Origin of the sequence: Leadbettera azotonutricia ZAS-9 (genome assembly GCF_000214355.1) — a bacterium.
Lineage (GTDB): Bacteria > Spirochaetota > Spirochaetia > Treponematales > Breznakiellaceae > Leadbettera > Leadbettera azotonutricia.
The window spans coordinates 1,889,345-1,913,044 of sequence record NC_015577.1; the positions used below are offsets into that span (position 1 = coordinate 1,889,345).

Here is a 23,700-nt window from a genome sequence, read left to right on the forward strand (position 1 = left end):
AAAAATACCCCTGGATTATTCCAGGGGTACGTTAATAAATAAGGTTAAACTATTAGAACCAGAAACGGATGCCGAAGTCGCCAGCCCAACCGCCATCGGGGAAATGGATGTGATCATCATATGCATCACCAAGGCCAAAAGCTAAACCTAGGGAAGGACCGAAATCAAGGAAGACTTCCAGGAAATCCAGGGGCTGCCAGGAGAGGCCGATAGGAAGCCGAGCACCGAGACCAATACTGGTCCAACTATAATCAGCCGGAAGATCCCAAATATTTACGTTTACATACCCACCAAGACCCAGGTACCAGCCAAGCCCAATGTTTTTAACCAGGAGCTTATCAATAAGATAATAATCCCCGGTAATACCTATCCCAAACCAATTGTTGTTGATGTCAAGGGTAATCCCCCAGAAAATGGGCAACTGAGGCGCTTTAAGGGACAGCGCATACCTGGCTCCAGGATCGCCATAATAATCCTTATCCCAGCTTCCGCCCAACTGGACATCAAGGCCGACACCCCATCCGGAAGGGTGATCCGCGAACACACCGACAATAGCCAAAACTACACCTAAGACTGCAACAAGCGCTAACTTTTTCATTAAGTAGCCTCCTATGAAGATACCCTAAGTATACGCCCCTCAATAAACTTGATCAAGTTCCTTGCGGAATAAGACCAGGGCAAAAGCATTTACATATTGATAAAAGAGGGGGCAATGAAAAGCCGATAAATATACAGAGTAATCCCCCGGCTTTGCCGGGGTGGCTATAGAATGGAATTCCCCCGGTTCAGTGGACAGGCAGATAAGCCGCTTTTGTTAATGCCACAGGTGTAGCATATCCGATTGCCGAATGTCTACGGCATTTGTTGTAATAAATTTCGATGTACTCAACATAAGCCGGGGCCTGTAACATTTATGGGGTAAATTTCCTTCATTTCCCCTTTTTTATAAATTTAAGGGAATCCAGCCTTAATCAATATCGGCGTAAGTCTATACCTGATAAGGAATTAAAAATCATGCCTTGGAGCAGAAGAAAAGCAGTAAAATTCAGGGTTGCCATTTACACAAAACTTCTGACAGGCTCATAAGCCGCTCTACCCGCTTCCTCCCTATGTGCCGCTGGTATTTATCCCGCAATTCTTCCCATACCCGCGGGCTCCCATATCGTCGGTAGTGGGCATAAAATATATCCGTAATGAGTTCCAGAAGCTCCCTGTTCTCGCTTTCATGCCGACATGGCTTTCGCTCAAGCCATGCGTAATACCCGCTCCTGCTTACCCCTAATTCCCTGGCCATCTTCGTAATGGTGTACTGTCCCTGATGCTGATACATGAACTGATACGCCATTACCGGGGTGTCTTCGCTGTGAAGATGACCATTGCTTTTTTTAGAATCTCATTCGTTTCCCGAAGATCCTCATTCTCCCGTTTAAGCCGGGCCACTTCTTCATCCCGTGCCTTCCCTTTCCCGGGGAACGCCTTGAGGGTTCCTCCTTCGGCTTCCCTCGCTTCCCGTTTCCATCGGGAAAGTGTATTCCCGTCGATCCCTAATCCCGCTGCTATCTCGGACTGCTTCCGCTCCGCTTTCAGAGCAAGCTCTACCGCACGCTCTTTAAATTCCTTGGTAAATGTTCTCTTTTCTCCCATGATTTCCTTCCCTTCGGTTTATCATAGGCTCTTCTCCCTGTCCATCACGCCGGGGGAGGTCCAGAAGTTTGACTTTTACGGGAGTATAAAGGATGCTCTCCTATCAGTGAACCGCTCAAAGTTCAAGAGATAGGAGGCATGAGTGAACGACCCTAACAGGTTAACCCATAATGCCATGCCGATTCAGTCAAGAGCTTTCTCAGATGGCTGCTCCCCATTTTGGTGATTGGTCCCAAATGCCGTTTTTTTCCACTTGAATACTCGCTGGGAACCAGCCCAAGGTACGACATGAATCCTTCCGCGGCAAGGGCTGTCAGATAATCAATACCCATAAATACTCGTAATTTCCTGACCCTCGCGGCATATTGCCCGCTTTCCGCTACCGCTTTTATGGACTCATCCACCCGTTTTATCCGTTCCTCGGTACTTTCAATAACCCAGGCATCCCGCCTCATAGGCCACCTGAACTTTCCCCTTGTCCTGGTATGGCCGCTATTGCCTTTACCACTTTGAGGTAGTTATTCGCTATCTCCCTCGACTCTATTGGTTCTTCCTGCTCATCAGTAAGAACCGCCATCCAAATACTGTCCTTGTGGACGTCAAGTCCGATGTAGTATGGTTTCTTTGTTCTCATTTCATGCCTCCTGTCTTATTTTGTGGATAGCCTACTTTGTAGTGAACCCACGTTTCAATATCACAGGAGGCACTTCATATTGTCTAACCGTGGCTAAACATCTTCAAGATCGGTGGCATTGAGGGTACAGCAGAACTCGCCTGAGGCGTTTCCGCCGTCATGAACCACCGTATCCAGCTCAAAAAAGCCCGGTTTCCTCTCATCCCAGGTGTAAAAGACACGGATGGGGATCTGGTGCTTGAGGAGGCCGCCGGGACGTGTGGCGCTCCGTCCTTTTAATTCCAGCTTCTTCCGTTCAGGCTTGAGCTTCCGGTCGATGGTGGCGGGGCTTATGGCAAGCAGCTGCGCCTTTACCTCCTTGGTGATGCCAAACTCCTTGCAGGGATTGAGGAAAGGCATCTGTTCCCGGAGGAAGGGGGAAAGCCTTTTCCCGCACATGTAATCAAAGAACTCCCAAATCAGTTTGAGGGCTTTTATCGTTGCCGCCTGGTAGACCGGCTTCCGCCCTCCCCCTGCTTTTCGTTTTTTAAACGCATCGGCCTTGAGCTTAACAACCCTTCCGGCCAGTTTGACCAGTTCCGTTCTCCCCCAATTCGCCAAAAGGTGCAGGGCGTATTTCCGGTTGTATCCGGTGTTCTGGACAAACTCGTCCAGGATTTTACTTTTATCTTTTTTTCCAGACCTTTGATACCGCTTACTGATTTCTCTGGCAAGCGCCTGTTTCTCTTCCATCGTTAACCCCATTGAGCCCTCCGGTACCCTTGTTACCGGATATAGGCTACATAATTTGGGTTAGAATTTTATTATGAGGCATTCCCTGTTTTGGGTTAGATTATTTATGAGGCAACGCGCTAACTTGTTTTTTCCCTGCCAAAAGGTGTATTATCTCGGATTATGAGTAAAGTAATCCTAAAAGCAGAAGATCTGGACGGGTATCTCAATGCTGAAGACAAAGAAAGCATTGCTGGCATGGACAGGATATACCGTGAGGTGCTGAGCGGGTTTTCCATACTTTCCACCTCCAGGCTCGAAAAAGAAAAAAAACGCGAAGAAGAAAACATCATCAGGCTCTTCAACGAGATGGGGGCCATGATGCAGGATATATGCAGGAACGAGCCGGGATTGCAGGTGTATTCATTCGTCACCCCCCAGGAAAGCCATCCTGAAGCTTCGCGGCTCATTGCCAAACTTCGGGATATGCGAACCGAAAACGAAGAATTTGTGTATTACATACAGCGGGCATACGAGATGCTGTTCAAGCTCGCCTATGGGGGAACTACGGGTTCCAATAAAAATTACCTTATTGTAAAAACCCCGGTGACCCTTCCTGTGCAGAATTATGCTGCCCACAAGATCACCAATATTGATGACAAAATCGAAAACACGGTTATGTGCGTCATGCTCAGGGGGGCGCTGCTGCCTTCCATGATCATGAGCAAGGAGATACAGGAATACTCCTCCCATGGCTATGTTACGCCTTTTGCGCTTTTCAGGATTCGGCGGGACGATACCAAGCATGAGAACGATATGGAGTACATACTCGATCTGGATCGGTCCTTCTTTAACCTTGCCCAGCTTGACGGCAAGGATCTTATCTTTGCAGACCCCATGAACGCCACTGGTGGAAGCCTGGTGACAGTTATAAAATACCTGCAGAGCGAAGGGATAAAGCCAAAATCCATTCAGTTTTTTAACGTTATATCTGCCCTCAAGGGGGCGCTCCGGGCTGTGCGTGCTCTCGAAAATTGCACGGTTTATACCCTCTGGATGGACCCGGTGCTGAACGAAACCGCCTATATCATGCCGGGCCTTGGCGATGCCGGCGACAGGATCAATGGCAAGGACCCTGAAGTTCATTCCCGCAACATTATCCAGCTCATTGCGGATTACGGTTCAAGCATTGCCAGGCTTTACCGCGCCCAGCTCCGCGAAATTGAAGACATGGTACTTAATACCAAAAGATGAAAAAAGCAGCGGCGATTGTCATACTGTGTTCCGTTCTTTTCGGTTCATGCGCATCCAGGGATGCCGCCCGGGCTGACGAATACTTTTCCATGGGCATGGCTTATTACGATCTGGGAAAATACGAAGACGCCGAACGCTGGTTCAACAGGGCAAAGGCAATAGACAAGACCATGACAGCTTCGGAGTACAACCTGGGGCGCATCGCATTTGAAACCGGCCGTTACGAAGACGCAGCAGGACACTTTGAAAAGATAGTTTCGAGAGATCCTGAAAATGTAATGGCCTTAAAAAGCGCAGCCTATTCCCGGATAAAAAACGGCGATCTCCTGGCTGCAGAAACCCACTACAGCAAAGTCCTTGCCCTGGTGCCCGAAAGCGCCGATGACGGTTTTAATTATGCCCTGGTGCTTTACGCGTTAAAAAAATACCCCGAGAGCGAGAGCACCCTGCAAAAATACAGCACAGCCCTGGAAGAAAATTCTGATGCCCTCCTGCTTCTTGCCAGGGCAGAAGGTGCCCAAAATAAAGTGGAGGCTGCCGACAGTTATAATAAATGGCTAACCGTCAGCACCCCTACCGCCCAGGTCCTTTATGAATATGCCCAGGTTCTCGAAAAACTCGAACTCTATGCCAGAGCGATTGAACAGTACAAGGCAAGCGTCGCTGCCCTTAGGGAAGACACTAATACACTTAAAAAATCTTCCATCCGTTATGAAGCCGCCCGCCTCATGCTGACTGCAGATCCGGAAAATGATGAAGCCATCGTCGAGCTTGACGCTGCCATCGAGGCAGGCTTTACAGATACAAAAATTCTCGAAGACTTGATGCAAGATCCAAGGATCACCCAGGCCCACAAGGACAGCATACAAAAATCCATTGATGCAATTAATAACCCCCCTGCGCCGCCAGCGTCAGAAGGTGATGGTCAAACTGGTGCCGATGCTCCCAAGGAATGAGAGAAGGTCTGTGCCAAAATCCTGGGTAATATTGAGCCGCGCAAAAGCTGAAAGGTTAAGGCGGCCGAAGATCCTCACCGCTGATTCATGGCCAAGAATCACCGAATACCGGGTATAGCCGGAATCACCTGTTTCGCGTTCTATAACAAATTCCAGGGTTTCTATCCTTAGGCGTTCATAATCGGCATTGGCAATATCCATCAAGGTAAGCCATGAGCTTTGCCTTCTTGCCATGCCCATAAATGCGCCGTAAATAGTCCCAAGGAGGCTTTTTTCTACCGGGGAAGTCCAGGTGGCCTTGAGGCCGTCTGTCAGCCTTATCCCGCCGGACGCTGTGCTTAATGAGCTTAATGTCAAAGTATTATCCAACCCCAATTGGGCCCCTGCAAAGCCATAAAAATTCATGCTTTGGCCAGCCTGGGTCCTCCACGAAGTTTTTTCACCCTTTGGGAAGGCCAGGGCTGCTTCAATGGAATGAGAAAATTCGTCAGTTTCGTAAAAATCAAAAACCGGAGCGGCTCCAAAAGCGCCGAACATATTTATCGAGGAAAACCTTATCTGCGCCCCTGTGTTAAGGGTGTCCAGGGATGTGTCCAATTTCTGTTCCAGCACCCTGCTTATCCTGAAGTTTGCCCCTGATGGAATAAAAAACGAGCGAAGATCATAAATTTGGGGCAGCAGCACCGAAGCTTCAAATTTATCGTTAAACTGGCTATTGTAGAGGGAAGCGCCTGAAGCCAAATTTGAATTTGCTTCTGTCAATGCAGCGGCTGAATCAGAATTGAATAAGGAATAGAAGGGGATGCTGAACCAGAGATGAAATGAATCCCCCAGGCTTTCGCCATAGCGGCCTGCGTCATCACGCCAGTCAGAACCCAGGTAAGTCAAATTGCGCCTGAATTCCCTTTCGCCCCGGAAATTGAAACGGAAAAGCTGATGATTGAATTCCGGTGTCCAGGGCAGATCCACGCGCCCCAGGGTAGATGCCTGGGTGCTTTGCGTGGTTTGGTTAAAAGCGGTCGAGCCCTCAAAGGAAAACTTGAACCCCAGGGGTAGAGTGCCCAGATTAACGGCAAATATGCCCCGTGACTCGCGGCGCTTTGCATCCTGCCCCAAATCAGGAAGCAGGGGCGCCCAGCTTTCGAGCCAGGCAATACCGTAATTGGGCAGCCCTTCTTCCGGAGCTTTTGAGTATTCCACCCATGCAGCCTGGGCGCTTGCTGAAAGGTCCAGAGGCAAGACAGGAAACTTATACCCCATGGCTGCATTCCACTGACGCGCAAGCCTTTCGTCATCATACGAAGTTTCTGCCGTCAAGGATGAGCGGAAAGCAGTTGACAGCGATACTGTCAATTCATGTTCCATGGAATTATCCATAGGGGAATCCGAGAATGATTCATGGACAGAAAAAGGCCCCCAGGCCCTGCCAAGGCTATGGCCGGCTCTCCAGGCAAAATCCCTTCCATCCTGATAATTGCCTGTGTTCAGGGCATATGCGAAATTCCCCTCAAGCCGGGCTTTGAGAATGGAAACTTCAGCCTGGGTGCGGCCATTCAAACCCAAATAGCCGGATGCTCCTTCCTCAAAGGGATCTCCCTGGGCGCCTGTTTCCACAGCTACGGAAAGTGAAAGATCTGTTATTACAGGCCTGTCTCCAATGGAAACCAAAGTTCCGGGCAAAGCCCAATTAAAGCTTGTCCCTCCGTTTATACGGTATGAAGGTGCAGGATCTTCAAGTATTACTTCATCCAAATCCATGGAACCATCAGGGAGGGTGGAAGAAGTCCCAGGCATGAGAATAAAAGCCATATAGGAGCTGCCCTGGGAAGAAATCTCTGGCGACTGGCCCATGCCATAAAAAGCAGGATTATAATCAAGGGACCCGCCGGAGATTCTTGTATCATCAATGTAGATCCCCTGATTATCGCCCCTGTATCTCAGGGTGACTTTTGCCCATTCACCTGGGTTGATGTTCAAATTCTTAACAGCCTGCAAAGGTATTGCCGCGTTAATGGCAGTATCTTTGGATCTTCCCGGAGAGAGCGGTCCCCTGCCCAGGAAAAAACGGACTTCGGCCCCTTCAAGATCCGCCTGTTCAGGATCGCTTTGCGCTTTTGGCATTCGCATAAAAAAACTTAAAGAACGATAATTATAAAGGGGGATAGAACCCAGCCGGGTATCGGCCCCGGCGCCAGTGCCGGAATCAAGGGTTTCCCAGGCGATTTCAAGGACACGCTGGCTTGTCCCTTCCGAATGGAGATGTTTTATAATATCCCGGTATTTGTCCTCGAGCCTTGGGCTTCTGTCGAAACCTTCCCGGACTGCCGCAGATTGGAAGGCTGAAATATCCTGGGCTGCTTGTATCCCGTTTGAATCCATTATTACCGGGCGGAAACCCGATCCCCTTACTATGGGCGGGGCCAGGAGAACACTTCCGCTTATGGTCTCGCCGGAAGTTAAACCGGTTCCATCCGAATGATTTCCATAAATCAGAATGCGCAGATACGCTGCGCCCGAAAGTTTACGCCGATCTTCGTCATTAAGTTCAATGGGAAAAATCTGGGGATTGATATCAAAAGGATACATACCCGAATAAATTTCTTTTTCAAAAACAAGATCGCTGTTTTCCGGGTATTGTGAATCTTTGGGCGCCAATGATCCTGCCTGAAAAACAACGGTGATTTTTTGAAGTGCCCCCGGAGGGTCGGCCTTAAAACCGTACAGCCTGAAAGGCACTTCGATGGTCTTGGCCATCTCAAGGACAGCGCCGTCCATGCCCAGGGAAGTTTCAAAACCTGTCCAGAACTTTTGATCGTTGAGCTCGAATTCCGCCGCCAGTACCTGGGAAGAAAGCCTGCCATCCATGGCAGGGTAAGGTCCGCTCTGTCCTGAAATTACCGATCCTCCCCCGCTAATGTCGCCTAGCGAGGAAGTTCCGATTACCGATGTCTCCCGGTAATTCCTGTACACAAGCTCAGCCCTGTTATTCAAGCTATATGTTGGAGCTGTTGGAAACAATGGCGATGCTGATGGCAGCTCTGAAATAAAAGAATCCCCCGGTGGCAGTGAAAGGATAATTTCATTCCCCTCCATGCCGGCAGCGCGGTAAAGCCCTGTGGTGTCAGGCTGCTCAAAACCAAGGCCCAGGCTTGCACGAGCCTTTAGCCTGGCATAATCCCAGCGGCCTTCTGCGCCAAGACCTACAGTACCTGGGCTGGAGGCGCCCTCGCTGGTATAGGCGTCGTCGGAGATGTTCCACCTTAACCCGATTCCCAGGCGCGAGCTAAAGGCGCCCTCAGGATCCCACAAGACGCCTGCCCCTGCAACAAAGCTTCCCAGCCGCTTTTGCCCGCTCCGCTTAAGGTAGGCAATGCGTATAATTTCGTTGTAGCCCGCAGGGTTCCCCAGGCTCACCATCCCTGTAGACGGGCTGTAGCTGAAATTGGAATCAGCAATGCCGCCCCTGTTAACCTGGACAGATCCCGGCACTGCATCATTCCCGATGTAGTATGAACCTGCGCTCCCGTAATTTGTAAAACGCAGCCCGATATCGTTTGTAAAAGGATGCTTGCCGGGGAGGTACAGTTCGGGGTAGGCTTCTCCGCCGAATGCTTCAGCAAGGGGCCATCTTTCCTTTGCGTCCCTGCCTCCGGCTGAATTATTGCCCCGCACCAGTTCATAGACGCCCCTCCTGGAGCCGGTTTCCGTTTGGGTGAACAGGGGCTCCGAGGCATTGCTGCTTACAGGCACGGCTTCAAATTGGGCAAGATGCTCGCCTGAAGAAAGCCGCACCAGGGAGGCGTCTTCGGCAGCGCCTGACGCAGAGCGGTACCTGCCCTGCTTTTCAAAGGGCGAGAAAGCGCCGGGCTCGTAAATGACGAGGGCAGGAAGCCCTGCGATTGTGTATGCAGTGCCGAGATTATTGTTCCCCCCGCTTTGAGGATAAGCAGCCAGTTCAATATCCCTGCCCGATGAATCAAAATATTCCTGCGCTTCCCCCAAAAAGGCTGAACCCGGCGTTCCGGGAGTTCCATAATTTCCCAAAGTATCGGCCCAGGGACGTTCAGGATCGCTGGCGCTTAGCTTTGTATAGGACACCGCGATCATCGTTTTAGGCTCGTCAGCCCCCCCTGTGTACGCCCCCAGGTTAAGCTCCACAATGCCGTAGCGGGCGCTGACGGAATATTCGCTTGCCTCGGCCAGACGCCAGCGCCGGCCGTCAGAGTCCTTCAGGCTTCCCTTGGAATCCTGAATATACACAACCGGAAGGGTGTCGAGATTTTCATCGGGGAGCACGAACGAAGTGCCCCTCAAGGGCCTGGAAAGATCCCCGTAGCTATAGGTACGTTCACGGCTCCCCACAAAGACCTTCTCTTCCCTGGCGGCGTCATCGTACCGGGCAAGGCCATGGAAGGTCAGTTCCCTGCTGCCAAAACGGCCATAGATCCCGAAAGAGGAGGGGGAATCGCCGCCAAGATCAAGATACGGGAAGCTGGGGAAGTCAAGCCCTGTATTGCCCACCCCAACATATTGAACCGCTTCGCCTTCCAGGCCCTGGTAGCCTGCCCTGTAGGTATTAAGATCATAATCGTCCACAAAGCTGGCTTCCACAAACCACCTGTCCCTAATCCACAGAGAAAGGGTAAGGTCGGCTTCCTGGGCAAAGAGGATGGGGGAATCCCCTGAAATTGCCTGCGCCCCCAGCGGGGTTAGGGCCATGCCCCAATTAACGCCCAGGGAACCCTTCCAATAGCCTGCCAAAAGGAGGGAGACAGAAGAATCGCCCAGGTTCATGGACACCAGCTCCGAGCTTGCCTCGTTGGATATTTGCTGCCGCATGGCTTCTACATCGATTTCTTCCTGTGCCGCGAGGGAAAAATGTAAAAAAATAAGAAAAATAGCCAAAAGAGGCCATTGTGTACTTCGCAAACCATGCATTTATAGTATATACTATATTAATATCATGATTGTTTCCATGATCCAGCTGATTTTCGAAATCCCCGATGTGGACAGCATAAAAGAAAAACGGCGCATTATACGTTCGGTAAAGGACAAGCTCCAGCACCGTTTTCATATGAGCGCCGCAGAAGTGGATCTTCAGGATTCCCTTTCCTTTGCCCAGATTGGGGGCGCACTGGTTTCCAATTCCAAAACTTTTGGGGAGACTGTGATGCAGAAAGCCTTTGAGATGATCGAAAAGGAAGTGCCCGTAAGGATACAGGATATGAGCATACATTCGGAGGAATTTTAAAACATGAAAAAAGCCCATAAGGCGCTTTCTATCCTGACTTTGATGGTGCTTATAATTCTTGGATTCAACTCCTGCCTCGGGGTTAATGCCGATATCATCCTCAACCCCGATAATTCCGGAACCCTGAATTTGGAATACCGCATATCCCATGCCCTCGAGTCTTTGGGCAAACAGGACGGCAATGAACAATGGCTCCCCCTGCCTGTGGGAAAGGCCGATTTCGAGCGTACCATCCCTCGGATTCCGGGAATGAAGATGCTTTCTTTTTCCTCGAAAGATGATGGAAAAGACATCGTCATCTCAGTGAAGCTGGAATTTAAAAACATGGATGCCCTGCTTGAATTTTTGGATGCCTCGGGCGAAAAGGCTGTCTTTGCGCGCGAAGGCGCCTCCTCCAGACTCACCCTTGTTTTGAGCGGGGGTGGGGGCAATAAAGATTTGGAGGATCTTTTTGCAAAGGTTTCGGATGGATATTTTGTGAATATAAGCCTGGCCCTTCCCCATGAAGGCAGCCTCAAGGCCCCATCCATCGAAGGGGGCGAAATTCAGGGGCAAGGCAAAAAACTTGCCTGCCGCCTGCCTTTGAGCAGGATTCTGGCATCAAAAGACGCGATGAAACTGGAATTTACCTGGTAAGATGGTTTACGAGTAAGCTGCTTACTTCGTAAGCTCTTACTTTGCAATCTTGGCATTGCCTGAAAACCGCAAAACATAGTCTTCTGCCCCTGGCTCCGCATCAGGATCTATTGTTGGGCTGTATTGGCCATAAACAGCCTCGACCCTGAATGTCCCTGCCAGTTCCCTGGGGAGCACTATTTCTGCGGTAAAGGGGTTTGGCGGATTTTCGCCCAGGGTAAAGGCAATGGTGTTGTCATTCAAACTGTTAAAGGGGCAGGGGGCTGAATACACCAGAGGCGCCCTGTTGCCAGCCTCAAGAAAAAGATCAAAACGCACAGGATCGCCCGGAGCCCTAATCCGCACTTCCACAATGCGGCTTTCCTGGAAAATGGTTTCTTCCAAAGAAATAACCACGCCGTAATTTTCATTCATGCGCCTTGTCTTTTCCGGGATCTTGGAGGGAATGAAGAGTATATGGGTTATCATAGAGCCCAAAATAACCGCAAAAACGCAGAACCTGAACCAAAGGGGTATGATGATCTTGTTCTGTTCCTTGCTGAAAAAAACAGCCCCCCGTTTTAATAGGAGCATGAAGGGCAGGGACAAGGCTGCAATTTGGGCCGACACTCCCCAGCTCCCGGGGCTTGCGGATTTTAAAAAGATATCGGCCAAGGCGCCGTTCGAAGATTCGAATATGTTGTATAACGCGCCAATAGCCTGGAGGGGGATTAAGAGGGCCGAAATGAAAATCGCCACAGGATTGCGCAGACATGAGCCTATAAAAGTGAAAACAAAAGCCCAGAGAAAAACCGGGATATAGGTAAAATTAAGCATTGCCGCAATGAAAAGGCCAATCCCTGCAAACATCATTGCAGAAGCACCGTAAAAATTCTGCTTTTTTGGAATATGGAAGATATCCAAAAGATGGGAAGGTATATACAAAAACCACACCGCCAATAGCACTGTCAGCGCAGCGCCGGGGAAATCAGAAGGCGGGGCAGGCCGCTTTAAAAGCCTGAGGAGGAGGGAGTAAAAAAAATCCGATCCCTGGAGTATCAAAACCAATAGAGGGAAGAATATGAGAAAGAGCCAGACATGCTTAAAAAAAAGCCGCATGTTATAAAAGAAAACCGCCCTATAGGTTGCGGTATAGATAAGGGCTGAAAAAATAAAAAGAGCAGCCATGGCAAGCAGGCTTAATGCCGCGGTAGTTTCGGAAAAGAACACCGTGCTCCCTGAGCCGGGGGGCGAAAAAAAACCATAATGCCTGTCAGGGTTCTGCACAGGGAAATTGAGGCTTTCGCTGTATTCAAGGAGAAGCCCTGCAAGGGTTCCAGGATCAGGGCCCTCAGCCGGGCTTCCTTTGCCGTGCCCTTCCGCAAGATAGATGCTGTTTATTTCCCCCTCCCAGGCCAGGGCAAGTTCCTCGTGGCTGGAAGCAAGGCCGAGTGTGTATAATTCATTGTAGCGTATTTCGAATTCCGCGCTGATGCTATGGGATTTAAAAAGACGGAGCAGAGGTCTTACCATATCAAGGGGCGCAATATAATCCCCATCCCCGTGCCGTATAAGAACCTTGCCGGGGTTCCTTTCAAAATCCATGTAGCAGAGTATCCAGGTTTCGGGCATGTCAGGCAGGGAGAGGAGATCCCGCAGGCCCTTGTGCGAAAGGCCGCCCTGATCGGCCGGGAGCGTGTTTTCTTCATCCCCCAAAAAGGCAATGAGGAGATCCGCCTGCCCGGATATTGATCCCTGATCCACGGCTGCTTTTGCGAAACTCAAAGCGGTTTCTACCGCATAGGGCTTATCCCGGGGCACTGCCAATACAAAAGCATAGCCTTCTTCATTGCCTGGCGCCTTCAGCCTTGCATGCAGGGAAGATCCAAAGCCGCCGTAATCCTGGAGCAGGAAGCGTTCTTCAAAAGGCACATTCATTTCCCGCAAGACGAGGGCAATGCCGTCATCCTCCTTGGCCGCCAAAACTGCCGGGAAAAAAAGGACGGCGAGCAGAACAAGGGGAAATATGAAAATTTTTCTGTTAATCCCGGCCCTCCAATATAGTTCCCTAAAACTCCATAATACGCTATAATGATGATATGAAAAAGGCACTTTCAACTGACAAGGCCCCGGCGGCTATTGGCCCCTATTCCCAGGGTATGGGAACAGGGAATTTCGCGTTTGTCTCGGGGCAGCTTCCCGCAGATCCGGTTTCGGGCAAGTTCCCTGAAACCATAGAAGCCCAGACCGAGGCATGCCTCGGCAATATCGAAGCCATACTTAAAAGCGGGGGCTTAAGCCGCAAGGATATCGTAAAAACCACGATTTTCCTTACCAATATGGCGGACTTCATCAAAGTCAATGCTGCGTACGGTGCATTTTTTGAAGGCTGCGTTTTCCCTGCCCGCTCCACAATCCAGGTAGCAGCCCTTCCCAAAAATGCCCCCATAGAGATTGAAGCCATAGCATTCCATGAGCAGGCTTAAGGTTTTATCTTATAAATCATTGTTGATTATTCTCATCTGCATGGCCGGCGCGGGAATTTCCTGTTCCCGCACAGAGCCCAAGATTGCATTTGGTTTTATTGAGATGGTCTATTATCCGGGCGCGGAAAAGCCCGAGGAGAGGTTTTCGTTTTTCGTGATCCCCGAGGATGACGACGGCATAGAAAACCTGGGCGAGCTTTACCTCCACCATGACAGGGACGGTCTCCGCTGGCTCATCAAATCGGAAGAGTGGGTCAAAGTCGAAGAAGAAGGCAGGACCTGGATAGGCTCCCGGAATATTGCCATGAGCGGGGACGAGAGCCTGCCCAGGGGCCAGTACCGGGCAGTGCTGATCAACAAGGGAGGCGAAAAAACCGAGCGCAACTTCACCTTCGACGCCCCTGTTGATCCCCGCTACCCCTTTCCCCTCCTTGTAATAGGCGAAGGCAAATACCGCATCGATTCCCAATACCCTGTCAATCGCCTCATCTGTTATGACCAGCAGGGCAATGTGCTTCAAACCGTTATTGTGGTCAACAACAGCGGAAATGTTTCGGATCTCAATGTTTCAGCCAATGCAAGATCCGCAGCCCTCTGGGCCGAAGATCCCGAGTACCGCACATCGGCCCTTACGGAAGCGGCAGCCATCAGGTGAGCGGGCTTCGCCAGGTTAAAAGCTATGTCCTCAGAATAGGCAGGATGAGCGTTGCGCAAAAACGATCCTACGACACCCTGTCTCCCCAATTCTGCCTGCCTTTTGGCGAAGCTTCCCCTCTGGAACCGGAAAAAATATTCGGCAGCAAAAAGCCCCTGGTCATCGAAATAGGCTTCGGCATGGGGATTGCCACAGCCATGATCGCCGATCAAAACCCAGAAATTAATTATTTAGCCCTGGAAGTGCACCGTCCCGGCATAGGCCGCCTCCTCTGGGAAATCGACAAACGGGATTTAAAAAATCTGCGCATCATCGAGGGGGACGCAGTGGAAACCATAGAAAAGCAAATCCTCCCCGGTACGGTTTCGGGCTTTCACGTTTTCTTTCCCGACCCCTGGCCCAAAAAACGCCACCAAAAGCGCCGGCTCATTAAGCGCCCCTTTACGGATCTCCTGGCAAACCGCCTTCAAAAAAATGCGTATCTCTACATGGTTACAGACTGGGCGGATTACGGCGAATGGGCCCTGGCGGAGCTTGCCGCCACCCCAGGGCTGGTCAACAAATACCCAGGTTTTGCAGAACCTCAAAGCTGGAGGCCCAGAACCAAATTCGAGGAAAAAGGATTAATGAAGGAGCATAAGATAACAGAACTGTATTTTACCAAAGATAATTAGAAAAAATATATGCGAGGAATAATCATGAAAAACGATCGTATTGCCGCTTTGGAACGGCTGATTAAAAAATACCAGGACTCTTATTATAACGGCGAGGCCGAAATTTCGGATGCCGAGTTCGATCTCCTCTGGGACGAATTAAGATCCCTTGACCCAGGAAATGCCCTTCTTAAAAAAGTAGGCGCCGACGGGCAGGGGCCTGACCCCGACGGCTTTCCCAAGGCACGGCACCTCATTCCCATGGGAAGCCAGGATAAGGCCGCAAACCCCGAAGAATTCCGTTCCTGGGCGAAAAAAATGGGGATGGAAACGGAAAAAGAGGGGGTAAAAGCGGAAACTTCGTTAACCCCTGATTTATTCGGGTTAACGAAAATATTTCTTGTCCAGTTCAAGCTGGACGGCGCCAGCCTTGAATTGCAGTACGAAAAGGGAAAGCTCAGGGCGGCGGTAACCAGGGGCGACGGTGTTACAGGGGATGAAATTACCCATAATGCCCTGGCTATGTCGGGGGTTGTGGCGGAATTGAAAAGCCCCTTTACCGGCGGAGTCCGGGGCGAAGTAGTCATGCCCCATGAAATCTGGAAAAAGAAATACCCGGACAAAGCCAATTGCCGCAACGCGGCCAACGGCATCATGCGCCGCAAAGACGGCATGGGCTGCGAAGATTTAAAACTTGTGACCTACGATGCTGCGGCCACCGGGGACGACGCATATTTTACCGACGAGCTTGAAAAAATCGCCTGGCTTAAAAAACAGGGCTTTGAGACAACAGATACCAAAACCTTTTCGGACATCGAGGACATTATTGCCTATCGTGATGAAATCGCCGCCAAGCGGGAAAAGCTGCCTGTGGACATAGACGGCCTGGTGATTAAAGACAGGGCCACGGACATGACAGATCTCCGCAGGGCAAGGCCCGAGCATCAGATCGCTTTTAAATTTGAACTTGAAACAGCCTACAGCATTTTGCGCCAAGTGGAATGGAGCGAATCAGGCGCAACCTACACCCCAATAGGGATTGTCGATCCTGTGCGCCTCGCCGGCACTACCGTAAAAAGGGCCAACCTCAATAATCCCGACATGATACGGGCCATGGGCTTAAAAATCGGCTCTGCTGTCTCTGTGGTCAAGCGGGGCGAAATCATCCCGAAAATAGAGGGCCTTGCGCCTGAGGGCGCTTTGGAGGAAGGGGAGGAAAAATCCGAAATCGAATTTCCCTCTAAATGCATCTCATGCGGCACAGACTTGATAGACGGCGGAACAAGGCTGTACTGCCCCAACGCGGCCTGCCCCAAGCGGCTGGTCCACAGGGTGGAAAAATGGGTTTCTGTTTTGGGGATCATGGAACTGGGCGAAAAACTCCTTGCCCGGATGTTTGCAAAAGGGAACGTAAGGCAGATTGGGGATCTCTACACCATAGAAGCAGCAGAGCTTGCAGAATTCGAGCGCATGGGCGAAGCGTCCGCCGCAAAGGTGGTGCGCCATATCCGAACCAAAAGAGAGCTATCCCTTGCTGCCTTTGTGGCGGGCTTCGATTTTGAAGGGGTAGGCGAAACGATCATGGACAAGGTGGCAGCCGCCGGCATAGATACTCTCGAAAAACTCCGGGAAGCCTCGGTTGCGGATCTCGCCGCTGTCTACGGCCTTGGGGACATCACCGCCAAAACCATAGCCGATGGTGTAAAAGAATGTTCTGCCGAAATGGACAGGATATTGGGCTTCAACATCATTGCTATTGCGCCCCCCCCTTCGTCCGATTCAATTCCCCTTAAAGGTCTCAGCTTTTGCTTCACCGGGGAGCTTGCATCCATGAAGCGCAACGAGGCAGAGGAAAAAATCAAAACCCTGGGGGGATCGGCAAAATCCTCGGTGGTCAAGGATCTCTCTTTCCTGGTGACTAACGATACTGAATCGGGGTCGGCCAAAAACAAGAAAGCCAATGACTTGGGCGTGCCCATACTGGACGAGGAGGAATTCCTCGCTCTATTGAAAAACCCGCAGCTTGCAGGGGAGTACAGAAATAAAGGCCATTAATTCCGAGGCCGAAAGCCTCCCCTTATACCAGCATCTTGATGCTATCTGCGCCGCCATGGCTGCCTATAGCGCCGCCATAGTGCGTTCCGATCCGGGCAGCGGCAAGTCTACCCTGGTGCCCTTGGCGCTACTCAACCATTTTGAGGAACGCGGAGACCATGGCAGGATTATCATGCTGGAGCCCCGCAGGGCAGCCGCCGCAGGGCTCGCGGCCAGAATGGCGGACCTTATCGGGGAAGAGCTTGGCAGTACCGTTGGCTACAGGGTAAGGCTCGAGCGGAAGGTTTCCAAAGATACCCGTATAGAAGTCCTCACGGAGGGCCTTTTTTTACGGCATATTCAGTCAGATCCGTCCCTTAACGGGGTTTCTGCGGTTGTTTTTGATGAATTTCACGAACGCTCTGTATTCACCGATCTTGCCCTTGCCCTGGTTGCGGATCTGCGGCGCATGGGGAGCAAGGTAAAAATCCTTGTTATGTCGGCCACCATGGATGCCCAAAAGGCTGCGGCATTTTTGGGCGATGTTTTGTATCCTGAGGGGGATCAAAAAATCCCGATTATAGATGTGCCGGGAAAAGTTTTTCCTGTGGAGACTGAATATAGACCTCTGCCCCAAAAAACTTATTTAGGCAAAGAAGTCGGTGCAGCCCTCTGCGATATATTCCAAAACCGGGACGGGGAAGGGGATGCCCTGGTTTTCCTTCCCGGAAAAAGGGAAATTGCCGATGCCGAAGCTGCCCTTGTCCGTGCAGGCTTAGGGGAAAATTTTGAAATCCTTGCCCTTCACGGGAGCCTCCCCCTCAGGGAACAGAGAAAAATCATCTCCCCTGGGCAGGCGGACAAGGCTGGCCGGGATAAATCCGGACAAAAAAAGTCCAGAATCATTCTCTCCACGAATCTTGCCGAGACATCCCTCACCATACCGGGCATCAGCCTTGTAATCGATTCGGGCTTTGTGCGCCTCGAACGCTTCCACATCCCCACGGCCATGAACAGGCTTTCCCTTGAAGCTTGCAGTCTCCAGTCGGCGGATCAAAGGAGGGGCAGGGCAGGCCGCCTTGGACCGGGTTCCTGCATACGGCTTTGGAATAAAAACGATCCCAGGCCTGTTGAAACAGAGCCAGAGATATGCAGGACAGATCTTTCAAACCTCGTTTTGGAATGCCTCCTTTGGGGCGCCTCCGGGCCGGATAGCCTTGGCTGGCTTGAAGCCCCTCTTGCATCATCATGGGAAAAAGCCCTGGAGAACCTTGTGCGCCTTGGCTGCGCTCAGCCCAACACGGGAACCGGGGGGGTTAAAATAACCAGCAAGGGCCGGCTTGTAACACAGCTCGGCCTTGATCCCCGCCTGGGATGCCTCTGCATCGCCGGGAAAGAAAAAGGATCTGTCGATTTGGCCTGCGCGTCTGCGGCCCTCCTGACGGATCGCGATAATTCCGGCATTAAAGGGGATGGCGATTTCCGCAACCGCCTTGCGGAATTGCGCAACAACCCGTACAGCCCCTGGACCAGGACAATCGCGGAAAACGCAGGGGATCTTAAGCGCCGCCTGAAGGAAGATAGCAAAATCGCGTTTTCCTGGACCGCCGGAGAGGAAGCGGACGCGGGGGAACTTTTGGCTCACGCCTTCCCTGACCGCATCGCCCAAAGGCAGGAAAACGATGCCGGCATAAACGGGAAATTCCGTTTTGTTTCCGGCAGGGAAGGGATAATCGAAGGGGCCCTGAAAAATTCGGAGTGGATAGTTGCCGCAGAAGCGGATGCGGGGGAACGAAGCGCAGCGATACGCCTGGCTGCCCCGGTATCAAATGATACCGCGCTATCCCTATTGAAAAGCGATTTGGCAACTGAACTATCAGTCGAATGGAAGGGCTTGATTCCCCGAACCATGGCCCGGCGAAAGGCGGGGAGGCTCGTGATTTCGGAAGAAAAAAGGATCAGCACCCGGGAAGAAGCGCAGGCTGATCTTGGCCGTCTGCTTGCCGAAAAGGGCCTTGAAATTCTCCCCTGGGATGAAGGCAAAGGGGAGGCCCGGAACCTGCTGTCCCGGATTCGCTTCTTTGCCCAGAAAGCGGATTTGCCCAATATCGCTATGGACCCTTCTTTCTGGACGGAGGAGGCATTAATTCAGGATGCCCCTGCCTGGCTTGGCCCTTTTATCTGGGAAGGCAAAAAACAGGATTCTGCCGCTGTTTTTTCGAATTCATCCCTCAAAAACGCGCTTCAAACCCGCCTGGGATGGGGTTTGTCCCCCTTGCTGGAAAAACAGGTTCCCGAAACCTTTGTCCTGCCAAACGCGCGGCCCCGGCATATTGATTACAGCTCGGGCAAACCCGAAATCAGGGCAAGGCTCCAGGACTGTTTCGGCATAAAAACCCACCCTGCCATACTCGGAACGCCGCTAGTGTTTCAGCTCCTTTCCCCGGCCGACAGGCCAATACAGATCACCTCGGATCTTCCCTCCTTCTGGAAGGGATCTTATGCGGATGTGCGGAAAGACATGCGGGGCAGGTATCCTAAGCATAAGTGGCCGGAGAACCCTGTCTAAAAAGCTTATCAAATGATTTTCGATACTCATCTTATCTGATGAATTTGCCGAATTAAATTCATCTTATCTGATGAATTCGAAAATTACTGTTTTTTGCGGTTTTTTCAGATTAAGCTTTATTAAGAAGAAGAATTTCTCCACAAAGGACGCGAAGGAAGGAATATTTGAAGATGAAGAATTAAATATTATTAAGAGCCGATTTCAAAATCAAAATAGATTGAAAAAATGAGGACAACCCGCTAAGATAATTTGAACCACCAAAATATCAAAGGGAGAGTCCTCATATGAAGAGCATAACACAAATCATCGGCGGGAAACAAGGTCTTTTTGAAGGGTTCCATGAATTACAGCAGTTTTTCGAGGAACATTTAGGCGGCGAACACAGGAACTTTATCTTAATACTGCAAGTCATAGAAAGCTGCTCTCCTCGCCTGATTCATACCTACCGGGGTGTCGGAAGGAAGGCGTATGATTATATGAATTTCTTCCGGGCCTTTTTTGCGGTGAACCATTTTGGCATACCGAACATGAAGGCGCTTGTGGAAACATTACGGTCAGACCCCAATCTACGCCAGCTCTGCGGATTTAAAAAAGTCCCCAGCAGGACAACATTTTCACGGCGTCTTAACGATATCAGTAAGGCGGATGTACTGAATGATATATTGGATGAATTAGTAAAACAGGCATACAAAGATTTACCGGTTATCCATATCTGCCGGGATTCAACCGCGATAGAATCCCGGGAAAGTCCGAAGGAGAAAACCAAAGGAACAGTCCCAAAAGCGCTTAAAAAGCGGGGAAGAAGGCCCAAAGACGCTCCAAAAACGATAAAAGAACCAACCGTTCTTGCGCAACAGGCCAAAAAGGATATTTCTGAAATCACGAGGGAATTAAACCAGGAATGCGCCTGGGGCTGCAAGAAAAACAGTCAGGGCAAGGTGAGTTATTGGAAAGGATACAAATTGCATCTTGATGTTACCGACACAGGGTTTCCGGTAAGCGCCTTTGTAAGCGGGGCAAATGTCCATGACAGCCAGGCGGCGATACTGCTGGAGAAAATGACCATGGGGAAAGTCAGACATTTATATTCTGTAATGGATGCGGCCTATGACGCAAAAGACATTAAACAATTTATACGCCGTCACCGCCGGGTTCCCGTTATCGATCCCAATTCCAGAAATGATAAAATCTGCGCACCCCTTGATCCGGCGAAACAGGAACGGTATAAAATTCGCACGACAGTCGAACGGGCCTATTCGCATTTAAAAGACAATTTGATACCGGGGAAAATATATGTCAAAGGCAATCGCAAGGTTACTTTTGTCTTGATGATTGCCGTACTATGTTTGGCGGCGCAAAAATATCTACACTACTTTAAGCCTTGTTTGGCTTGATTTTGAAATCGGCTCTTAAGATACTTTTCTCCTAATCAACAGGACGATTGTCATTAAAAAAGGCTGCCCAGAAAATAACTTCTGGGACAGCCCCTACCTCGGAAGATTAATTACTTCAAAAAAAACACAGCATCTATAGCTCTACCAACTGCTACAGTATAACCTTCTGGACCGCCGGCCAGACCATTATCAACATAGAAAGTTCGTGGTTCATACGCAATATCACCACTAAAATAAAAATTTGAAGGAATACCTGAAATAGTATATCCAGAAGTAAATTCTTGAGGAGTAATAGTATAGGTACCAGTATAAACTATTTCCTGCCTTTGCCTTCTTATGGACACCGCAGGGAATATTAAGTATGTAAATCCTGCAATGTGTAAAAGTACAGGCTATACAGAAGAAGAAGACCGTTTCAAAGGACTTGGCATTACCCTTGATCCTGAGAATTTTGACATGATAAAAGATAAATATATTCCGGATGTCCTTAAAAAAGGGAGAATTGATCTCACTCTGCCTGTTGTTAATAAGAATGGAAAAAAATCTGTTCACTCAATCAATGCCTTTACGGTAGCTTCGCAGAATGGAGAAATCGGTATTGGCGCTACCATCACGGATGTGGCCGATTTGATTTCAATGCAGCAGGAACTGATAAGCGCAAAGGAACAGGCGGAGTACTATAACAAGGCAAAAAATGATTTTATCAGCCGTATGAGCCATGAAATGCGTACCCCGATGAATGGGATCATTGGTATGGCGGACCTTGCAAAAATTGCAGAAGATGATGAACGCCGCAAGTTTTGTCTTAGAAGGATCAGAGAATCGGCCCATGATCTGCTGGACATTATCAATAATATTCTTGACTGGGTTAAGTTTGAACATAAAAGCTATTCCCTGACGGCCGAGGAGTGCAGTCTGTCTTCTGTACTGAAATCTTTGGCAGAACTGACCTCCAGCTATACTGAAGTTAAAAAACAGAATTTTACCCTGAATACCGCCTCTGACCTTCCCGATCTGATTCTGGCTGACGAGGCCGGACTGAAGCAGGCTCTGACCAATATCCTGGGCAATGCAGTGAAGTTTACTCCCGAAGGCGGCTCCATTAATTTCTCGGTCAGCGCAGATAAACAGAACGACACGGTGATGCTTTGTTTTGAGATCAAGGATACGGGGATAGGCATAACTGATGAATTGATGTCGCGGCTCTTTACCCCCTTTGAACAGGGAAATAATGGTATCAGCCGTACCTATTACGGAGTGGGCCTGGGTCTGCCCATCTCCAAAAGGATAATTGAAAAAATGGGCGGAGAAATACGGGTGGAATCTGAACCCGGTAAGGGATCAGTTTTTACCTGTATAATTCCAGTAGAACTCCCTGCTGTACAGAGCAATACGACGCCGGAGGAAGATAATCTGTCTTTTACCAATCAGCGTTTCCTCATTGTTGATGATGTGGAGCTGAACCGGGATATACTCGAGGCAATGCTGGAAGAAACAGGGGTACAGATTGACTGTGCTGTAAACGGCGCTGATGCCCTAGCCAAGTTTACCGAAAAGAACGGCGCCTACGATTTTGTGTTGATGGATCTCCACATGCCGGAAATGGACGGTTTTGAAGCAAGCCGCCGTATCCGTGCATCCGGCCTTCCCGGCGCTGCCGGTGTACCCATTATTGCAGTAACTGCTGATACAGGCGGCGAGGTGATTGCCAAATGTATTGAGGCCGGCATGGATGATCATATCGGCAAACCCATAAATTTTATGCTTCTTACAGGGATGATAAACCGGTATATACTGAGAAAGAAAATGAATGACAGCGGGAATGTTTCCCTCTGGGCGCAAGGCGAAGAAAGATCCTTTACCGGGGGCAGTATAAACTGTGCATAAGCGCAAAAAAATTCTCCAAAACCTCTTTATATGCTTGACACTATCCTAGTAAGTCAGTAGGATTACCCTGATAACAAGACCTATAAGGGTCTTAATACATCGGAGGTTTTCTATGAAGAAGATTGCGGTTTTGGCCTTGGTACTCTTGGCCATAGGTTCAGTGGTTTTTGCAGGGGGATCAAAGGATTCCAAGGCCTCGGCGTCAGGGGTAAAGACCATCAGGGTAGGGACAGAAGGCGCCTATCCGCCTTACAACTATGTACGGGAAGATGGGGTAGTGGACGGGTATGACGCAGCCGTAATACGGGCAGTGGATGAATTGATCCCCGAATACACTTTCGAATTTTATCCTACCGCCTGGGACGGCATTTTTGTGGCCCTTGAAGGGGGCGATTTTGATCTGATTGCCAGCGATCTGGCCTGGCGCAAAGAGCGCGAAGATAAGTATTATCTTTCCCTTGAACCATATCTCTGGGGCGGATCACAGCTGGTTTACAAAGCCGGACGTACTGATATTCATTCCTTAAAAGACCTGGTAGGCAAAAAAGTTGCCGCCGGTGTGGGGACCAATACCACCTCCCAGCTTGAGGATCATATTAAACAGTCAGGGGCCAAGATAGAAATTGTCTATACTGACGGTAATATCGTGAACGCTCTGACAGAAATTGATTCCGGACGGGTGGACGCTACCATCTCTTCAATTGTTACCACCCAGCTCACAGCAGAATCTCTGGGAATTAAAATTGACGGAAGCACCATTGCCGAATGGGCGCCCAGTTCTATTCATCTCCTGTTCCCCAAAACACCGGAAGGTAAAGTCATTCGGGATCGTATTGATGTTGCCTTAAAGCAGCTTCATGCCAACGGAACCTTGTCTTCACTGTCAAAGAAATATTTCTTCGGCAAAGATCATTCCACCAAAGAGGCCTTGGCAGCAGATATTTAATCCAATAAAAT

20 protein-coding genes and 1 pseudogene are annotated in these 23,700 nt (G+C 50.0%); 12 read left to right on the forward strand and 9 right to left on the reverse strand.

Translation table 11 applies throughout. The annotated features are described in order from the left end of the window. Nucleotides 1-52: 52 nt before the first annotated feature. The 6 genes and pseudogenes from TREAZ_RS08240 to TREAZ_RS08265 form a co-directional block, all read right to left on the reverse strand. Nucleotides 53-598: a hypothetical protein gene (locus TREAZ_RS08240; protein WP_015711373.1), complete on the reverse strand. Its 546-nt coding sequence runs from the start codon at nucleotides 596-598 to the stop codon at nucleotides 53-55. Nucleotides 599-1,045: 447 nt separating this feature from the next. Then, nucleotides 1,046-1,345: an IS3 family transposase gene (locus TREAZ_RS18745; RefSeq protein ID WP_043922999.1), complete on the reverse strand. Its 300-nt coding sequence runs from the start codon at nucleotides 1,343-1,345 to the stop codon at nucleotides 1,046-1,048. Then, nucleotides 1,345-1,644 carry a transposase gene (locus TREAZ_RS08250; protein ID WP_015711374.1) on the reverse strand — a complete coding sequence of 100 codons (300 nt, stop codon included), beginning with the start codon at nucleotides 1,642-1,644 and terminating at the stop codon, nucleotides 1,345-1,347. The genes TREAZ_RS18745 and TREAZ_RS08250 overlap by 1 nt, the downstream gene beginning before the upstream one ends. Before the next feature lie 167 nt (nucleotides 1,645-1,811). Next, nucleotides 1,812-1,937 (reverse strand): annotated as a pseudogene (locus TREAZ_RS18060) (transposase); the annotation flags it as partial. A 158-nt stretch (nucleotides 1,938-2,095) separates the two neighbouring features. Next, nucleotides 2,096-2,278 carry a hypothetical protein gene (locus tag TREAZ_RS08260; RefSeq protein WP_043923000.1) on the reverse strand — a complete coding sequence of 61 codons (183 nt, stop codon included), beginning with the start codon at nucleotides 2,276-2,278 and terminating at the stop codon, nucleotides 2,096-2,098. Nucleotides 2,279-2,371: 93 nt separating this feature from the next. Beyond that, nucleotides 2,372-3,022, reverse strand: coding sequence for a hypothetical protein (locus tag TREAZ_RS08265; protein WP_015711375.1), 651 nt, complete (start codon nucleotides 3,020-3,022; stop codon nucleotides 2,372-2,374). A 150-nt stretch (nucleotides 3,023-3,172) separates the two neighbouring features. On the opposite strand from TREAZ_RS08265, the gene TREAZ_RS08270 reads away from it, so the two are divergent. Both TREAZ_RS08270 and TREAZ_RS08275 read left to right on the forward strand, forming a co-directional pair. Beyond that, on the forward strand, nucleotides 3,173-4,243 hold the full coding sequence (locus TREAZ_RS08270; RefSeq protein ID WP_015711376.1) for a uracil phosphoribosyltransferase: 1,071 nt from the start codon (nucleotides 3,173-3,175) through the stop codon (nucleotides 4,241-4,243). Further along, entirely contained in the window at nucleotides 4,240-5,199 is a 960-nt protein-coding gene (locus TREAZ_RS08275; protein WP_015711377.1) for a tetratricopeptide repeat protein, read from the forward strand. The genes TREAZ_RS08270 and TREAZ_RS08275 overlap by 4 nt, the downstream gene beginning before the upstream one ends. On the opposite strand, the gene TREAZ_RS08280 is transcribed toward TREAZ_RS08275, so the two are convergent. Then, nucleotides 5,155-10,128, reverse strand: coding sequence for a hypothetical protein (locus TREAZ_RS08280; protein ID WP_148257757.1), 4,974 nt, complete (start codon nucleotides 10,126-10,128; stop codon nucleotides 5,155-5,157). The genes TREAZ_RS08275 and TREAZ_RS08280 overlap by 45 nt on opposite strands. A 34-nt stretch (nucleotides 10,129-10,162) precedes the next feature. Here TREAZ_RS08280 and TREAZ_RS08285 point away from each other — a divergent pair, with 34 nt between their 5' ends. Beyond that, nucleotides 10,163-10,450, forward strand: a complete 288-nt coding sequence (locus TREAZ_RS08285; RefSeq protein WP_015711378.1) for a DUF503 domain-containing protein — start codon at nucleotides 10,163-10,165, stop codon at nucleotides 10,448-10,450. A 3-nt stretch (nucleotides 10,451-10,453) separates the two neighbouring features. After that, entirely contained in the window at nucleotides 10,454-11,086 is a 633-nt protein-coding gene (locus tag TREAZ_RS08290; protein ID WP_015711379.1) for a hypothetical protein, read from the forward strand. A 36-nt stretch (nucleotides 11,087-11,122) separates the two neighbouring features. On the opposite strand, the gene TREAZ_RS08295 is transcribed toward TREAZ_RS08290, so the two are convergent. After that, complete coding sequence (locus tag TREAZ_RS08295) at nucleotides 11,123-13,048, reverse strand: TgpA N-terminal domain-containing protein (protein WP_148257759.1); 1,926 nt, start codon at nucleotides 13,046-13,048, stop codon at nucleotides 11,123-11,125. A gap of 116 nt (nucleotides 13,049-13,164) precedes the next feature. Here TREAZ_RS08295 and TREAZ_RS08300 point away from each other — a divergent pair, with 116 nt between their 5' ends. The 6 genes from TREAZ_RS08300 to TREAZ_RS08325 all read left to right on the forward strand — a co-directional run bounded on the left by TREAZ_RS08300 (nucleotide 13,165) and on the right by TREAZ_RS08325 (nucleotide 20,856). Continuing rightward, on the forward strand, nucleotides 13,165-13,551 hold the full coding sequence (locus tag TREAZ_RS08300; protein WP_015711381.1) for a Rid family detoxifying hydrolase: 387 nt from the start codon (nucleotides 13,165-13,167) through the stop codon (nucleotides 13,549-13,551). Between the two features lie 22 nt (nucleotides 13,552-13,573). Further along, on the forward strand, nucleotides 13,574-14,206 hold the full coding sequence (locus TREAZ_RS08305; RefSeq protein WP_245535110.1) for a hypothetical protein: 633 nt from the start codon (nucleotides 13,574-13,576) through the stop codon (nucleotides 14,204-14,206). After that, nucleotides 14,203-14,880, forward strand: coding sequence for a tRNA (guanosine(46)-N7)-methyltransferase TrmB (gene trmB / locus TREAZ_RS08310; protein ID WP_015711383.1), 678 nt, complete (start codon nucleotides 14,203-14,205; stop codon nucleotides 14,878-14,880). Before TREAZ_RS08305 ends, trmB begins: the two co-directional genes overlap by 4 nt. Nucleotides 14,881-14,904: 24 nt before the next feature. After that, nucleotides 14,905-16,914, forward strand: a complete 2,010-nt coding sequence (gene ligA, locus TREAZ_RS08315) for an NAD-dependent DNA ligase LigA (protein ID WP_015711384.1) — start codon at nucleotides 14,905-14,907, stop codon at nucleotides 16,912-16,914. Then, entirely contained in the window at nucleotides 16,883-19,462 is a 2,580-nt protein-coding gene (gene hrpB, locus TREAZ_RS08320) for an ATP-dependent helicase HrpB (RefSeq protein ID WP_015711385.1), read from the forward strand. Before ligA ends, hrpB begins: the two co-directional genes overlap by 32 nt. 284 nt (nucleotides 19,463-19,746) lie before the next feature. After that, nucleotides 19,747-20,856: a transposase gene (locus TREAZ_RS08325; protein ID WP_015711387.1), complete on the forward strand. Its 1,110-nt coding sequence runs from the start codon at nucleotides 19,747-19,749 to the stop codon at nucleotides 20,854-20,856. Between the two features lie 110 nt (nucleotides 20,857-20,966). Here TREAZ_RS08325 and TREAZ_RS18065 read toward each other — a convergent pair whose 3' ends face one another. Beyond that, complete coding sequence (locus TREAZ_RS18065; RefSeq protein ID WP_148257760.1) at nucleotides 20,967-21,200, reverse strand: hypothetical protein; 234 nt, start codon at nucleotides 21,198-21,200, stop codon at nucleotides 20,967-20,969. A 31-nt stretch (nucleotides 21,201-21,231) separates the two neighbouring features. On the opposite strand from TREAZ_RS18065, the gene TREAZ_RS08330 reads away from it, so the two are divergent. Both TREAZ_RS08330 and TREAZ_RS08335 read left to right on the forward strand, forming a co-directional pair. Continuing rightward, entirely contained in the window at nucleotides 21,232-22,743 is a 1,512-nt protein-coding gene (locus tag TREAZ_RS08330) for an ATP-binding protein (protein WP_052297663.1), read from the forward strand. A 112-nt stretch (nucleotides 22,744-22,855) separates the two neighbouring features. Continuing rightward, on the forward strand, nucleotides 22,856-23,689 hold the full coding sequence (locus TREAZ_RS08335) for a transporter substrate-binding domain-containing protein (protein WP_043923003.1): 834 nt from the start codon (nucleotides 22,856-22,858) through the stop codon (nucleotides 23,687-23,689). Nucleotides 23,690-23,700: the final 11 nt, after the last annotated feature.

Excerpts from the sequence above, each read along its gene's own strand:
- TREAZ_RS08300 (WP_015711381.1), top strand. The coding sequence starts at position 13,165 with ATGAAAAAGGCACTTTCAACTGACAAGGCCCCGGCGGCTATTGGCCCC.
- TREAZ_RS08240 (WP_015711373.1), bottom strand. The coding sequence starts at position 598 with ATGAAAAAGTTAGCGCTTGTTGCAGTCTTAGGTGTAGTTTTGGCTATT.
- TREAZ_RS08275 (WP_015711377.1), top strand. The coding sequence starts at position 4,240 with ATGAAAAAAGCAGCGGCGATTGTCATACTGTGTTCCGTTCTTTTCGGT.
- TREAZ_RS08260 (WP_043923000.1), bottom strand. The coding sequence starts at position 2,278 with ATGAGAACAAAGAAACCATACTACATCGGACTTGACGTCCACAAGGAC.
- TREAZ_RS08285 (WP_015711378.1), top strand. The coding sequence starts at position 10,163 with ATGATTGTTTCCATGATCCAGCTGATTTTCGAAATCCCCGATGTGGAC.
- TREAZ_RS08265 (WP_015711375.1), bottom strand. The coding sequence starts at position 3,022 with ATGGGGTTAACGATGGAAGAGAAACAGGCGCTTGCCAGAGAAATCAGT.
- TREAZ_RS18745 (WP_043922999.1), bottom strand. The coding sequence starts at position 1,345 with ATGGCGTATCAGTTCATGTATCAGCATCAGGGACAGTACACCATTACG.
- ligA (WP_015711384.1), top strand. The coding sequence starts at position 14,905 with ATGAAAAACGATCGTATTGCCGCTTTGGAACGGCTGATTAAAAAATAC.
- TREAZ_RS08330 (WP_052297663.1), top strand. The coding sequence starts at position 21,232 with ATGTGTAAAAGTACAGGCTATACAGAAGAAGAAGACCGTTTCAAAGGA.
- TREAZ_RS08290 (WP_015711379.1), top strand. The coding sequence starts at position 10,454 with ATGAAAAAAGCCCATAAGGCGCTTTCTATCCTGACTTTGATGGTGCTT.
- TREAZ_RS08270 (WP_015711376.1), top strand. The coding sequence starts at position 3,173 with ATGAGTAAAGTAATCCTAAAAGCAGAAGATCTGGACGGGTATCTCAAT.
- TREAZ_RS08325 (WP_015711387.1), top strand. The coding sequence starts at position 19,747 with ATGAAGAGCATAACACAAATCATCGGCGGGAAACAAGGTCTTTTTGAA.
- TREAZ_RS08335 (WP_043923003.1), top strand. The coding sequence starts at position 22,856 with ATGAAGAAGATTGCGGTTTTGGCCTTGGTACTCTTGGCCATAGGTTCA.
- TREAZ_RS08250 (WP_015711374.1), bottom strand. The coding sequence starts at position 1,644 with ATGGGAGAAAAGAGAACATTTACCAAGGAATTTAAAGAGCGTGCGGTA.